The sequence below is a fragment of the Psychrobacter sp. NPDC078929 genome (assembly GCF_050267985.1).
Taxonomy (GTDB): domain Bacteria; phylum Pseudomonadota; class Gammaproteobacteria; order Pseudomonadales; family Moraxellaceae; genus Psychrobacter.
This window is the reverse complement of sequence record NZ_JBNNFX010000006.1, coordinates 1-13,537: the sequence shown is the minus strand read 5'-3', so window position 1 is coordinate 13,537 and position 13,537 is coordinate 1. Positions and strand designations below refer to the sequence as shown.

General features: G+C 41.3%; 13 protein-coding genes. 8 read left to right on the top strand and 5 right to left on the bottom strand.

Annotated features, from left to right (window positions below):
- The first annotated feature begins 290 nt into the window (after nt 1-290).
- The gene (locus ACQKCG_RS04880) at nt 291-1,037 is read left to right on the top strand and encodes a hypothetical protein (RefSeq protein WP_101205068.1); all 747 of its coding nucleotides are present in this window, start codon (nt 291-293) and stop codon (nt 1,035-1,037) included.
- A 120-nt stretch (nt 1,038-1,157) separates the two neighbouring features.
- A complete protein-coding gene (locus ACQKCG_RS04875) occupies nt 1,158-1,904 on the top strand; it encodes a hypothetical protein (protein ID WP_101205069.1) in 747 nt (248 codons plus the stop codon).
- A 125-nt stretch (nt 1,905-2,029) separates the two neighbouring features.
- Here ACQKCG_RS04875 and ACQKCG_RS04870 read toward each other — a convergent pair whose 3' ends face one another.
- The 4 genes from ACQKCG_RS04870 to ACQKCG_RS04855 form a co-directional block, all read right to left on the bottom strand.
- The gene (locus tag ACQKCG_RS04870) at nt 2,030-2,545 is read right to left on the bottom strand and encodes an Rrf2 family transcriptional regulator (protein WP_101205070.1); all 516 of its coding nucleotides are present in this window, start codon (nt 2,543-2,545) and stop codon (nt 2,030-2,032) included.
- A 284-nt stretch (nt 2,546-2,829) separates the two neighbouring features.
- Nucleotides 2,830-4,077, bottom strand: a complete 1,248-nt coding sequence (locus tag ACQKCG_RS04865) for an NnrS family protein (RefSeq protein ID WP_101205071.1) — start codon at nt 4,075-4,077, stop codon at nt 2,830-2,832.
- Between the two features lie 211 nt (nt 4,078-4,288).
- Nucleotides 4,289-4,726 (bottom strand): DUF3429 domain-containing protein, encoded by a 438-nt coding sequence (locus ACQKCG_RS04860; RefSeq protein WP_101205072.1) that lies wholly within the window; start codon nt 4,724-4,726, stop codon nt 4,289-4,291.
- 69 nt (nt 4,727-4,795) lie between these two features.
- The gene (locus ACQKCG_RS04855; RefSeq protein WP_101205073.1) at nt 4,796-6,178 is read right to left on the bottom strand and encodes a DASH family cryptochrome; all 1,383 of its coding nucleotides are present in this window, start codon (nt 6,176-6,178) and stop codon (nt 4,796-4,798) included.
- Between the two features lie 206 nt (nt 6,179-6,384).
- Between ACQKCG_RS04855 and ACQKCG_RS04850 the strand changes: the two genes are divergently transcribed.
- The gene (locus ACQKCG_RS04850) at nt 6,385-6,633 is read left to right on the top strand and encodes a hypothetical protein (protein ID WP_057760515.1); all 249 of its coding nucleotides are present in this window, start codon (nt 6,385-6,387) and stop codon (nt 6,631-6,633) included.
- Nucleotides 6,634-6,748: 115 nt separating this feature from the next.
- Here ACQKCG_RS04850 and ACQKCG_RS04845 read toward each other — a convergent pair whose 3' ends face one another.
- Nucleotides 6,749-8,227, bottom strand: coding sequence for an aldehyde dehydrogenase family protein (locus ACQKCG_RS04845; protein WP_101205074.1), 1,479 nt, complete (start codon nt 8,225-8,227; stop codon nt 6,749-6,751).
- A 446-nt stretch (nt 8,228-8,673) separates the two neighbouring features.
- On the opposite strand from ACQKCG_RS04845, the gene ACQKCG_RS04840 reads away from it, so the two are divergent.
- The 5 genes from ACQKCG_RS04840 (at nt 8,674) to ACQKCG_RS04820 (ending at nt 13,474) form a co-directional block, all read left to right on the top strand.
- A complete protein-coding gene (locus ACQKCG_RS04840; protein WP_101205075.1) occupies nt 8,674-9,273 on the top strand; it encodes a TetR/AcrR family transcriptional regulator in 600 nt (199 codons plus the stop codon).
- A 378-nt stretch (nt 9,274-9,651) separates the two neighbouring features.
- Nucleotides 9,652-10,863 (top strand): iron-containing alcohol dehydrogenase, encoded by a 1,212-nt coding sequence (locus ACQKCG_RS04835; protein WP_101205076.1) that lies wholly within the window; start codon nt 9,652-9,654, stop codon nt 10,861-10,863.
- A 167-nt stretch (nt 10,864-11,030) separates the two neighbouring features.
- Nucleotides 11,031-12,080 (top strand): NADP-dependent oxidoreductase, encoded by a 1,050-nt coding sequence (locus ACQKCG_RS04830; RefSeq protein ID WP_101205077.1) that lies wholly within the window; start codon nt 11,031-11,033, stop codon nt 12,078-12,080.
- A gap of 239 nt (nt 12,081-12,319) precedes the next feature.
- Nucleotides 12,320-12,997, top strand: a complete 678-nt coding sequence (locus ACQKCG_RS04825; protein ID WP_057760524.1) for a type 1 glutamine amidotransferase domain-containing protein — start codon at nt 12,320-12,322, stop codon at nt 12,995-12,997.
- 30 nt (nt 12,998-13,027) lie between these two features.
- Nucleotides 13,028-13,474 carry a glutathione S-transferase gene (locus ACQKCG_RS04820; RefSeq protein ID WP_427585215.1) on the top strand — a complete coding sequence of 149 codons (447 nt, stop codon included), beginning with the start codon at nt 13,028-13,030 and terminating at the stop codon, nt 13,472-13,474.
- The last annotated feature ends 63 nt before the right edge of the window (nt 13,475-13,537 follow it).

Here is a 13,537-nt window from a genome sequence, read left to right as displayed (position 1 = left end):
AGGAAGGACAGACAGCTTTCACTGTTAATAATGACATTTGAATAACAACTCTTTTTTATTTTTACACATTTACATTGCTTCTATCTTTTTTCTTACAGACTTTACTGCCATAAAAATTAATAATCATATAGTCAATCTTCTATAAATTGGATACGGTATCAGGCTCGTTTAGTCTACAACTTGTAGTGCTTTCACTCGCCTTCCTTGTATCCAAATTATATTGAACCGACTATAGGGTGCTACAAAAAAGTAAAACGATTGAATAAATGAACTATCAAGGAGTAATGTCGATGACTGATGAAATGTATGATTTAGGTGCAGGGTTTTGGAGTATTCGAGGCTCATTTATAAAGAACGGCATACTTGATATCGGTGTTCAATGTGCCCTCATAAAACTACCATCAGGACGATTTATATTCTTAGATAGCTACACATTAAAAGATAACGTTCGTCAGCAAGTAATGGCACTAACCAATGATGGTCGAGATGTTGAAGCCGTTCTCAATGTTCATCCGTTCCATACGGTACACTGTGCTCAAATGGCCAAAGACTTTCCGCAAGCGACGTTTTATGGCAGTAGCCGACATCCAGAACAAGTGCCTGAAGTCAATTGGGCAGATGACTTAGTCGAAAGCGATTCCGTTGCTGCGCGCTACCCTGAACTTAAATTCTCTATTCCTCAAGGCATCCATTACATCTCACCGGATGAAACGGTTCATGCCAGCTCCTTATTGGTCTATCATCCTGCTAGCCAGAGCATTTATGTCGATGATACCTTTGAGATACCCCCTTCCAAGTTAATAAATGCCGTGCAGCCTAACCTAGGCTTACACCCTACTACCAAAAAAGCGCTCAAAGATGAGCCAAACGCAGCTAAGCACTATTGTGATTGGGCAGTAGAGCTGGCACACGAGTGGCGCGATGGTCGTCATTTTTGCGGTGCGCATTCGGGATTGGTGATATTTGAGGAAGGTCAATTTGAGTCAGCACTTATATCAGCGATTGATTTGGCTCGCCCTGAGCTTAAAAAAGCATAAAAGCGTGAACCTTTAGAAGATATATTATTAAAACAACTCGAAAGATGAAGCTTACAGTGAAAAAGTAGCTTTGTTTTATTTACATATTTTATTTCATTTACTAAACGAGGAAAATTATAAATGACTGATCACATTCATGATTTAGGGGCAGGATTTTGGAACATACGCGGATCATTCCGCATTGGCGGTGTGCTAAACATTGGTACTCACTGCTCATTGGTCAAACTATCCTCAGGAAAATTCATCTTTTTGGACAGTTACGCCCTAACGGGTGATGTTCGAGATGAGGTCATGGCACTCACTAACAGTGGTCAAGATGTCGAAGCGGTGCTGAACGTACATCCGTTTCATACAGTCAGCTGTGCTCAAATGGCCAAAGACTTCCCGCAAGCGACCTTTTATGGCAGTAGCCGTCACCATAAAAAAGTACCAGAAATCAATTGGGCAGATGATTTGGTCGAAAGTGACGCAGTCGCTGCACGCTATCCTGAGCTCAAGTTCTCAATGTCAGAGGGCATTTACTATATCTCGCCCAATGAGATGATTCATGCAGGCTCTCTATTGGCCTATCATCCTGCCAGCCAAAGCTTGCACGTAGATGATACTTTTATGAGTCCACCAATTAAGTTATTAGAAGCTGTATTGCCTGAGCTGATATTGCATCCCACGACCAAAAAAGCACTGAAAAATGAACCAAACGCTGGCGCGCAATACTGCGACTGGGCGACCAATTTGGCTCATGAGTGGCGTGACGTTCGCAATTTTTGCGCAGCGCATTCTTATCTTGTTCAGTTCAAAGAAGGTGGGTTTGAGAAAGCACTGGTGAAAGCCGTTAAAAAAGCACGTCCAAAACTAGAAAATGCCTAACTTTTCACACCTTAGGCAAACATCTTTGCTAAACATAAAAATGGGTCGCTATTACTGTATTTACTAGTGTAGCAACCCATTTTTGTGAGCTGGTTATAATCATATCGAAACTATTATCGAAGCTGTTACCGAAACAGCAAAGTAGCCAACTCATCTTCATTGTTTAGAATATCTGCTAATGTATAACGCTCAAGCACATTGATAAATGCGGTGAGTGCTTCAAAAAATACGCTTTTAAGCTGACAGGCTGGACTGATTACACAGCCTAGTGATTTATTCTTTTTTTCTTCAATAAAAGTCACCGGCAAATCCGCCTGATGAGCATCCTGCTCACTATCATTGCGGGTCACTGGTACTGCAAAGCACTCAACCAAATTGAAATCAGGCTCTATTTTTTTGATCAATACGCCCAAATTGATATCCTTAGGCGCACGTGCCAATCGTATGCCACCGTTTTTGCCACGCACACTCTCTATATAACCGAGCTGACCCAGCTGATGAATAATCTTGGTCAAATGACTTTTGGAAATACCGTAACTATCAGCAATATCGCTAATATTAGCCAATAATGATGGATCTGGTCTCACAGCTAAATAAATCAATGAGCGTAGCGCATAGTCACTATAATTGGTCAGTCGCATGTACTTGCGCTCCTATTTTTATAAATTTTATATATTAAGCTAGGGCGTGTCATCAATTAGATTATGAGCATTAAAATAAGATAAATTGCTGTCAAACGAGAAAAATAGTGCAGATAATATCGAGATATTGACCAACTATTTGACGATGTTTGGCAAAATTTAGCTATTTTTAGCCCATTTAAAGGACACTCGTTTGAATTGAGCACACGCCCTAGACAAAGTAAGTCGCATTTTTGGTAATAACGTTTAGACATAGCATTTGTAAACAGTATCGTTAGCCCGCTTTAACCAAATAAACCATCAGGCCGAGGACGTGCCAGCATGGGCAGATAACTGATGCAAAATAGCACAAAACAAGCAATCCAAGCACCCTGTGCAATCATAATCCAAACTAGGTAATGACTCATATCTACTAATGGTAGCAGTACGCGGCTAACAAATACCAATACCATCAAACCGTACATAAGATTTACCGTTTTGGGCGGTTGGTGAATGCTGCGACCCGTATGACCCAAAGATACTCGCGTCATCATTGCCACCGTCATCATACCAACACCAGCAATCGCCAGTCCATGCATGGCGAGGCTGTGCGGATAACCGAGCCAAGGCTGTAGTGCGTATAATAAGAAACTCAAACACATGCCCAAAAACGCAATATACAATGACCAAAGTAATGGTTTTTGCCAAATACCGTGATGATACCACCCTATCAGACGAACGATATTAATCACTGCCACACCAAGTGCGGTCACCGTCAGCAGATATTTATTTGGGTAAAATATATCACTAATAAAAAAGGCGAAGAAAAACACTAAGCTTGCGATATCTTGTGTATTACTATTACGTAGTTTAATGGGTTCTGACGTTTCCATATCTATACTAAGACCACGTTCAATAAAAAATGGCACCACACGTCGGCCAATCGTTAGCACTAACCCAATGATCAAGTAAAACCCAAAATAAATCCCTATCTTAGTTGTATTCATATCAGCATTGATAATTCCCCAATAGCAGAGTCCGTTGCCAAAGGTCAGCAGTGCCAGTTTTGCCAAGATACCCATTTGCTTGTATTGCTTAACTTGCCATACCGCTCGACATATCACATATGCCATCGAGGCGACAAATACTACATCAAAAAGGGCTGCTATATATAACCACGACATACTATCACCTATGAGCGTTATGCCAAGCCCAAAACTTAGCCAGCTCAGACGTGCTAACAACCAACAGACAAAGATGCCTAGCAGCTTATAACCATGCGGCATCATTACCCCTGTCCATGTCTTGACCGCAGTTAGCAAGAACCCGGCTACCACTGCCAGAGCATAACCATACACCATTTCATGGCCGTGCCAGTATAACGGGTTCAAAACCTGTGCATCGATATCGGTGTGACCAGTGAACGCAAACACCCATAGCAGCATCGTTACTACGGCAAATATCGCCGCAGCACTAAAAAATGTGCGGAAGCTTAAATTAAGGATAGGATGCGGAGAGCTTGGTGGTTTGCTAGGTAGCTTGATAGAGTGCATAGCCATCTTCTTAGAGAAATATAGATAGCTTTAATTATAACATTCATTTAAAATGAATGTTATAATTCTTTATTCTGATTATTGAAATATTCTATCCATTAAAGTGCAGTGCCTACGGAAATCTCTAAAATAAATGTCCCAATTATAAAAATAGAGAAATCAAGCTGGCTGTTCTTTAGCTATTATTTAGCCATGACTTAGTTAATTTCACTTATAACTGTAATGCCGCAACAACTAACGATACGACGACTATCGCCGTGACATATTGTCTAATTTTAAAATATACATCGCTAATAATCTGCGCGCGATGCAGACTATAATCAATAACCAATAGACTTATAAAACCGACAACCAGTAGCCAAATAAAGCTACTGGCTGATAAGATTAAAAACCCAAGCCAAAGGCCAAGCGCAATGACATTGCTATACAGTGGAAGCCTAATAGCCCACTTATTGTCGTCAGCTAAATCTAAATGATTACCCCAATGCGCGCCTGCCATAAATGATGCAATCACTAGCCCATAAGCACTTAATACATCGCCTACCGAGCCCAGCATAGGCACGGTAACAACGTCTATCATCAGCAAAAATGCACAGGCGACAAACGGAATAGCACCTGCAAAAGTGAGATAAGGACTGGGCTTTTTCATTGTTTAAACCTATCTTATGATTAGTCTAATAATAGTTGTCACCTGTTGAGTGGAAGTTTTCAACATACATTAATCACTCTTTTGAGTGTTGCCTTGCCACTGACGGATAAATTCACCGTTTGGATCGTATTGCTGGGTTTGCTTGTCGAGATTAAACTGTCTGCATCCTCTTGGATCAGCGCCGACGCCTGCCAAATATTGCCAATTACCCCAATTACTGCCGACATCGTAATCAACAAGATGTTGCTCAAAGTAAGCTGCCCCGTAACGCCAATCAAGCCCTAGCTCGTGAATAAAGCAACTGGCAACCAGTTGTCGCCCGCGATTCGACATATAGCCTGTCGTGCGCAATTGGTTCATGCAAGCATTGACGATAGGATATTGTGTTGTACCACGCTTCCATTGCGCTAACAGACTCTCAATCAATTGGGTTGAAGGCGCGTGCTGACCGATACCTTTAAACCAAAATAACTTTTGCTGATGGGTGACAGCATACCAGTAGAAATACTCACGCCACAGCAGCTCAAACCATATCCAGTAAGTAGAGTCATTTGCGATGATATCGCGCTCATAGCGACGCAGACGATTTAATACTGTGTTTACAGATAGCGATCCGTTTGCAAGCCAAGCGGAGAACTTCGTAGAATGTGTCCAGTAATCTAGCGCGTTTCGGGTTGTTTTATAAGTGCTGGGCGCATCGGAACAGAAATAAGCATCTAAGTGCTTGAGACCGTTTGACTCTCCACCTCTAAAGCTGGATGACGGCTGCAATGGCTTATCAAGCCCTGCCTGATTAGGCAACTGAAATTCAAAAAAGCGCTCGTCCCTACTCTGCATATTGTCAGGCAATGGAGCAAGTGATTCTGGCGTTGGATAAATTACTATATCTTTTTCTGCATGTAGCAAATCATAATCAGTTTCGATTTGTTTACGAAATTGCGTAAAGCTTTTGGGCAACTGCTCTAACGGCAACTCATCAAACAAAGTTGCCGTTGTTTGAATGTGCCACTGTATCTCTGGATATTTCGCCTGTAGAAGGTCATATACTTTGTTTTGATTATAATCTGCCGTTTGACTGATGCAGATATCTGTCACTTGTTGCTGCGCTATTAGATCATTCAACTGAGTAAAGACGTCCAATGCTTCATCGTCTTTCTGTAAATACAGCAACCTATTACCCCGCTGCATCAATGACGCATTTAAATCAGCTAGGCTCTCATGCAAAAACTGCTGGCGGGCTTGGCCCATAGCCTCATAGCGATAGGCATCGTAATGGTCTCTATTATCTAATATATCTGTCAACGATGACGCGTAAACCAATAGCAGCTTTCCATTAATGGATATCTTAGATGCTTTCAATAAAGTGGCATTGTCCGCCACTCTCAAGTCATTATGAAATAGTACCAATGTGACATTGTTGTTCTCTAAGTTGTTCGCTGCTTGATTTGACATACCCTATCCTTCTGGCTGTTTAGCGCTGGTTTATTATTTTTAATTTTTAATCTTAAAATATCATATACGGTACAACACATACTTAGCATTCAATTTTGATGCTAACCTAATACTTGTAAGGCAATGCGCTCAGCCCCAGAAACCACTTATAAGCATTGACTCTCATGTGTCTGACTGCTTAAATGGCTTACCTCTAGGAGAACATCATGACTCAAAATAATACTACGACTGAAGAAAATAAATCAGATGAAAAGCGTAAACTTATCAATCGATTTTTGATGAGGTTGACAAAAGAGCAGCCTCAAATGTATTACGCGACCACCTCTGAGATATCACGAAGTATTCATACGATGATAAAAGAACATACCAACCGCTTGTCAGTAGAAGAGCAAGCACTGGTAAGACGCATGACTATGGAAGAGATTGAAGGGTTACTTGGCTTTCATGCTAGATAAGAGATTGACCAACTTCAAATACGTCATTATCAGTAATTTGCCAAATGACACACAAAAAAAGACCGCTATATAAGCGGTCTTTTTTATTAGCTATTAGCATTCTACTGTATGACAATTAGAACGGATATTCACGTGGCTCATTTTGCATTGAGATCCAATGTGTTCTGGTGAATTCTTCTAGTACCCACTCACCGTTGAAACGGCCGATACCTGAATTTTTCTCACCACCAAAAGCCACGTTACTTTCATCGTTTACTGGAATATCATTTATATGGGTCATACCTGCTCGGATACCACGAGCGAAACGTAAACCTTTTTGCATGTCTGCCGTAAACACCGCACTAGATAAGCCATACATAGAATCATTAGCTATCGACAAAGCATCCTCTTCATTTTTGGCTCGAATAATGCCTATCAATGGTCCAAATATTTCATTATAGGCAATATCCATCTCTCTAGTAACTTCGGTAAAGATGTGTGGCGGGACTAATTGACCATTGATTTCACCGCTCAAGAGCATTTTTGCGCCTTCTTTCTGTGCCTCATCAATCTTATCTCTAAGTGACTGAACTTGTTTCTCATTGATGATTGGGCCAATAGCAGTACCTTGATCGTTAGGATCACCTACCTGTAACGTTTTAACATGAGACAAGAAACGCTCTACAAACTCATCGTACACTTCATTTTCAACAATAATTCGGTTAATAGCCATACAAATCTGGCCTTGATGCAAGAACTTACCGAACACGGCTGCTTTTACTGCCTGATCAATATCTGCATCCTTGAGTACAACAAATGGACTGTTTCCACCTAACTCAAGTGCCACTTGTTTGATATGCTCACCACCATTAGCTAGCTCACCGATGTGTTTACCCACTGAAGTTGATCCTGTGAATGACACAAAACTTGATGCTTTGTGTTCAACGATTGCATCGCCTATCTCGCTACCTGAACCCACAACCACGTTTAACAGGCCTTTTGGTAGACCTGCTTCTTCAAACACTTTTGCAAGTAACAGACCACCTGTCACTGGCGTATCGCTAGCAGGCTTGAGTACCACTGCGTTACCAAGTGCTAAGGCAGGCGCGATAGAGCGCTGCGTTAAGTGTAGTGGAAAGTTCCATGGGCTAATAACAGCGACAACGCCGATTGGCTCACGATAAATGAAGTTTTCTTTACCAGGGGTGTTCGATGGGCGAATCTCACCATGGACGCGATTAGGGAATGTCGCTGCTTCCAGGGTAATCGCACGCGTTGCACCGAACTCGACCATGGCTTTGATACGAGTACTGCCCGACTCTTTGATTAGCCAATCAACGATTTCTTCTTGGCGCTGATCAAGTATGTTTACGACTTTATACAACACTGCAGAACGCTCTGCTGGTGTCTGCTTGGCCCACGCTTCTTGAGCTTGGGTCGCAGCATCATAAGCTTCGTTCAACTGATCTTTGGTCGCTTGCTGGATCTCTACCAGCGTATCACCGTTATATGGGTTGGTATTGGTGTTGGTGCTATCGTCTTTACCAGTTTGCCATTCACCAGCGATGAACTGCAAATGGAAATCACTATATGCACTCGTAGTATTAGTTGACATAATTATCCTTATTTTTAATTTGTTATGTTAAGTATTGGTTTGCGATTATTAAAATAAAATTATTAAGTCGGCGATATCTTAATGAGAAAATATCTGGCAAGTAGTAAGTCTAAAATCGTTATCGAGCTATTAATCAATAGTCATCAATTAAAAAAAGCTATAAAATTAAAAAAAGCTCTAATGAAAAATGATCTTTAGCAATAAATACTAACGGTAACGGATAACAACAAAACCTACCTTGCTAGACGACTGGTCTAATGCTACCATAGCTATTAATAAAACAAGACTACTTTGTCAGTGAATATTGTTGATAAAACGTAACACATATAACTATATCCTATTACAATACGCCATCAACGTGACGTTCAAATGAACGTTAACTGTTTTAACTGACTATCTAATGCATACGCTAATATAAGCGACTACTAAGGGAGACAATCCTGTTTATGTCTAATACAGACGCAACTACCACAGATACCAAAGCTCATTTACTTGCTACTGGCTACCAACTCATCGCCAAAAAAGGTTTTACCGCTGTTGGTCTAAAGCAGATTTTAGATACAGCAGGTGTGCCAAAGGGTTCTTTTTATCATTACTTTGCTTCTAAAGAAGCCTTTGGTGAAGCCATTATTAATCATTATTTTAGCTTATATAAGACTCGTCTAGATGTCATCGATGCACAAGATGTCAGTGCGCAGCAAAAGCTATATGATTATTTCCAAAACTGGTATGACACCCAGCAGAACGGCTGTGACCATGAAAAATGCTTGGTAGTGAAGCTCAGTGCAGAGGTAGCCGACATGTCAGAAACCATGCGTAAGGCACTCGATACTGGCTATCAGCAGACGACCATGTGGCTCGCTAAGCAGATCAAAGCTGGCTGGCTCGATGAATCTGTCCCTCGTCACGATAACATCTCGGCTGAGAGTATGGCCAAGCGTTGGTATTTTGCATGGCTTGGCGCAAGCTTGATTGCAAAGATTAGCCAAACCAATACGCCTTTAGCAGAAATTTGGCAGATGACCACGACCCAAATGGGACGCTAATCGTTAACTGTTCGAGTTTCTAGCGGCCGCACCTCTAGCATAAACAACATAAGCATTAAAGCACATTGAATATTTATAACGCTTATAGATAGTAGCTGTCAGTACTATGCTTGAGTGTTCAGTGTGCTTCATTGCCTTCTCTTTTTTAAATAAATTTCTGAAAGACATCTGCATACGGCTTAGACAGTTATACGAGAGTTTTGTAAATATAACTAGACGACTGGTCTAATTGGTGTACAATGCGCACAAATATTAAGAATGAATGTCTATACGAGCATTGCTTATCATTCATTGATTGATATCAGACAATATCCCATGTCAAAACCATTTGATTGAACCGTTTTTATTAAAAACTTTTTATTACTAATTAGGAATCTTATGAATAACTTCCAATATTACAACCCAGTCCGTATCGTTTTTGGTGAAGGTCAAATCGAGCAATTATCAGATCTAGTCCCTACTGATGCGCGTGTCCTCATTACTTATGGTGGTGGTTCAGCACAGCGTACTGGTACTTTAGACGAAGTAAAAACTGCCTTAGCGGCAAGCGGTAACCGTACTGTATTTGAATTCGGCGGCATCGAAGCCAACCCAGAATTCACTACGCTATTAAAAGCCGCTGATATGGTTAATGAGCACAACATTGACTTCTTATTAGCAGTTGGCGGTGGTTCTGTGATTGACGGCAGCAAATTTGTCGCACTCGTTTCTTCATTGACTGAAGAAGACGGTACTGTCTCACGTGACCAAGCTTGGGATGCCTTAACTGGTTATTGCAAAAACATCGATTCTGCTGTCGACTTGGGTGCTGTATTGACCATTCCAGCAACAGGTTCTGAGATGAACTCAGGCGGTGTGATTAACTATAGTGAACGTCAAGCAAAACTACCATTTGGTAACCCACTTGCCTTCCCTAAATTCTCAATTCTAGATCCAATCAAAACACTTACTTTGCCTGAGCGCCAAGTTATGAATGGTGTGGCTGATGCATTTGTTCATGTAATGGAACAATATCTGACTTACCCAGTAAACGCTAAAGTACAAGATGCCTTTGCTGAAAGCTTGCTTAAAATCCTTATCGATGAAGGTCTAGTTGTTAAGCAAGATCCAGAAAACCTAGAAACACGTAAAAACATTATGTGGACAGCGACCATGGCATTGAATGGTCTGATCGGTACTGGTGTACCACAAGACTGGACAACTCACATGGTTGGTCATGAGCTGACATCATTACACGCTATCGATCATGCACGTACGCTAACCATCGTATTGCCATCAGTTATGCGTGAGCTAAAAGAAAGTAAAAAAGAAAAACTGCTTCAGTATGCACGTAACGTATGGAACATTACCGATACTGACCTAGACGACGATGCGATCATTGAAACTGCTATTGTTTACACTGAAAACTTCTTCCGCGAGCTTGGCTTGCCAGTTAGCCTAGAAGATGTTGACTTGACGGAGTCAGCGATTGATCCAATCATCAAGCAGCTTGAAGTGCATAACATGGTTAAGCTTGGTGAACATGGTACCAACGACTTAGAAGTATCACGTCGTATCTTGCAGCGCGCTGTAACTAGCAAAGCGTCTTAATAGGCGCTTTAGCAAGAACCGTCAGAACAATTATAAGAAAAATCGCGACAGTAACAATAAGTACATATCGTTATGCTATCTATAGTAGTAGCTATTCCATGCTGAGTAGCTACTACATTTAACACCACTATAATAATGACAATTAATAAATATAAAGGAGTCCTACTATGAGCTTCGACAAACAACAGAATCAACAAACAAACCGTCAAATCAAATTAGCTAGCCGTCCTAACGGCGTACCTACTGCTGACAACTTTGACATGGCAACTAGCGACATTCCTACGCCAAAAGATAACGAGATGTTATTACGCACGGTATATCTATCACTAGATCCATATATGCGTGGACGTATGAGTGATGCAAAAAGCTATGCAGACCCGTTAGAAGTCGGTGACGTCATCATGGGTGGTACCGTAGCGCAAGTGGTCGAGTCGAATATCGATAATTTCGCGGTAGGCGACTTAGTCGTATCAAACTCAGGCTGGCAGGACTACAGTATCAGTGATGGCGTAGGCGTCCTAAAACTGGACAAAAACATGTCAAACCCTTCTTATGGTTTAGGCGTGTTAGGTATGCCAGGGTTTACGGGTTATATGGGTCTGACTGATATCGGTAAACCACAAAAAGGCGAGACTTTAGTTGTGGCAGCAGCAACTGGACCGGTCGGTGCCACTGTCGGTCAAGTGGGTAATCAATATGGTCTACGCACTGTCGGTGTGGCAGGCGGCAAAGAGAAATGCGACTTTGCAGTCAATGAGCTTGGCTTTGATGTCTGTATCGACCACAAAGCCGACGACTTCGCTGAGCAATTAAAAGCAGCATGTCCAGATGGTATCGACATCTACTATGAAAACGTTGGCGGTAAAGTATTTGATGCAGTAATGCCATTACTTAACGACCACGCACGTATTCCAGTATGTGGTCTGGTATCGCAGTACAATGCAACTGATTTACCGGATGGCAAAGATCGCCTAGGTATGCTGATGGGTCTTATCCTAAGCCAACGCCTAACTGTCAGAGGTTTCATTATCTTTGAAGAGTACGGCGACCACTTTCCAGAGTTCTTAGAAACCATGAGCAAATGGGTAGAGTCAGGCGAAGTAAAAACCAAAGAGCACATTACTGACGGTCTAGATAACGCTCCAGATGCATTTGTCAGTATGTTAAACGGTGATAACTTTGGTAAGACTGTAATCAAAGTATCTGACGTTAAATAGTTATTGGTTAAACATTAAGTAGTTAAGCAGCTACTGATAGTTAGCAATCGTTATGAATAACTACTTAACAACATAAATTGCTAATATCACTACTGAAAGTTGCTCACAAAGCAGGAATAATGCTAACAGTCATTATTTGCATTTAGGCTAATTAAGTAAAAACGGCTAATGATGTAACGTAAAACTTATGACTGTTGGCTATCTAGTTACTAACACATAAATAATAAACAAGGATAATTATGAACATTTTAATGGTACTAACTTCTCATGACCGTTTAGGCGATACTGGTAAGAAAACTGGCTTTTGGCTAGAAGAATTTGCTGCTCCTTACTACGCATTTCTTGACGCTGGCGTAAATGTAACTCTAGCTTCTCCAGCTGGCGGTCAGCCACCACTAGATCCTAGTAGTGACACAGAAGACACGCAAACCAAAGATACCACTCGTTTTAAAGACGATAAAGACGCTCAAGAGCATCTGGCTAATACCAAAAAACTTGCTGATATGAACGCTGAAGATTTCGATTCAGTATTTTATCCTGGTGGTCATGGCCCATTGTGGGATTTGGCAGTAGATAAAAACTCTATTAATCTGATCGAGACTTTTGTTAAGCAAGATAAGCCTGTTGCTTTTGTTTGTCATTCTCCTGCAGCACTTAAAAACGTCAAAGTCGATGGCGAGTATTTGGTGAAAGGCAAAACAGTGACTGGTTTTACCAACTCTGAAGAAGACGCAGTTGGCCTAACAGACGTAGTACCGTTCTTAGTAGAAGACGCATTGAAAGCCAATGGCGGTAACTACGAAAAAGCAGCTGATTGGGAATCATTTGTTGTTGAAGATGGTCTGCTAATCACAGGTCAAAACCCTGCATCATCAGAAGAAGCTGCTAAGCGTCTAATGGCGAAGCTGAAAGGTTAGTCAAATTCACTACGCAATAAGGTCGATACCATGATTCGCTTACATCATCTCAATCAATCACGTTCATTACGTACGCTATGGCTCTTAGAAGAGCTAGGCGTTCCTTATGAAGTCGTCAGCCATCAGCGCGATGCCAAGACTCATTTAGCACCAGATTCTCTAAAGGCTGTACATCCACTCGGTAAGTCTCCGGTTATTGAAATGGATGGACAGATTTATGCTGAGTCAGGTGCTATCACTGAGTTATTGATCGAACGGTTTGCGCCAGAGCGTCTGCGCCCTGCTACAGATAGTTCAGATTATGGATATTATCTGCAGTGGATTGACTTTGCAGAAAGCTCGCTGATGTTGCCATTAATGCTTGAGCTATTTACCAAAAAAGCAGGCATTGATGACAATGAGTTTTTGAATGGCTATATCGATACAGAAAAAACCAGATTGTTTGAATATAGTCACCTGACCACAAAAATGTTATAAAATAAATCAACTAAACGATTACCACAATAAATAACCATGACTTACTCCCTAGATTATCGCAAA

Excerpts from the sequence above, each read along its gene's own strand:
- ACQKCG_RS04835 (WP_101205076.1), top strand. The coding sequence starts at position 9,652 with ATGAATAACTTCCAATATTACAACCCAGTCCGTATCGTTTTTGGTGAA.
- ACQKCG_RS04870 (WP_101205070.1), bottom strand. The coding sequence starts at position 2,545 with ATGCGACTGACCAATTATAGTGACTATGCGCTACGCTCATTGATTTAT.
- ACQKCG_RS04830 (WP_101205077.1), top strand. The coding sequence starts at position 11,031 with ATGAGCTTCGACAAACAACAGAATCAACAAACAAACCGTCAAATCAAA.
- ACQKCG_RS04860 (WP_101205072.1), bottom strand. The coding sequence starts at position 4,726 with ATGAAAAAGCCCAGTCCTTATCTCACTTTTGCAGGTGCTATTCCGTTT.
- ACQKCG_RS04820 (WP_427585215.1), top strand. The coding sequence starts at position 13,028 with ATGATTCGCTTACATCATCTCAATCAATCACGTTCATTACGTACGCTA.
- ACQKCG_RS04875 (WP_101205069.1), top strand. The coding sequence starts at position 1,158 with ATGACTGATCACATTCATGATTTAGGGGCAGGATTTTGGAACATACGC.
- ACQKCG_RS04840 (WP_101205075.1), top strand. The coding sequence starts at position 8,674 with ATGTCTAATACAGACGCAACTACCACAGATACCAAAGCTCATTTACTT.
- ACQKCG_RS04855 (WP_101205073.1), bottom strand. The coding sequence starts at position 6,178 with ATGTCAAATCAAGCAGCGAACAACTTAGAGAACAACAATGTCACATTG.
- ACQKCG_RS04845 (WP_101205074.1), bottom strand. The coding sequence starts at position 8,227 with ATGTCAACTAATACTACGAGTGCATATAGTGATTTCCATTTGCAGTTC.
- ACQKCG_RS04850 (WP_057760515.1), top strand. The coding sequence starts at position 6,385 with ATGACTCAAAATAATACTACGACTGAAGAAAATAAATCAGATGAAAAG.
- ACQKCG_RS04880 (WP_101205068.1), top strand. The coding sequence starts at position 291 with ATGACTGATGAAATGTATGATTTAGGTGCAGGGTTTTGGAGTATTCGA.
- ACQKCG_RS04825 (WP_057760524.1), top strand. The coding sequence starts at position 12,320 with ATGAACATTTTAATGGTACTAACTTCTCATGACCGTTTAGGCGATACT.
- ACQKCG_RS04865 (WP_101205071.1), bottom strand. The coding sequence starts at position 4,077 with ATGCACTCTATCAAGCTACCTAGCAAACCACCAAGCTCTCCGCATCCT.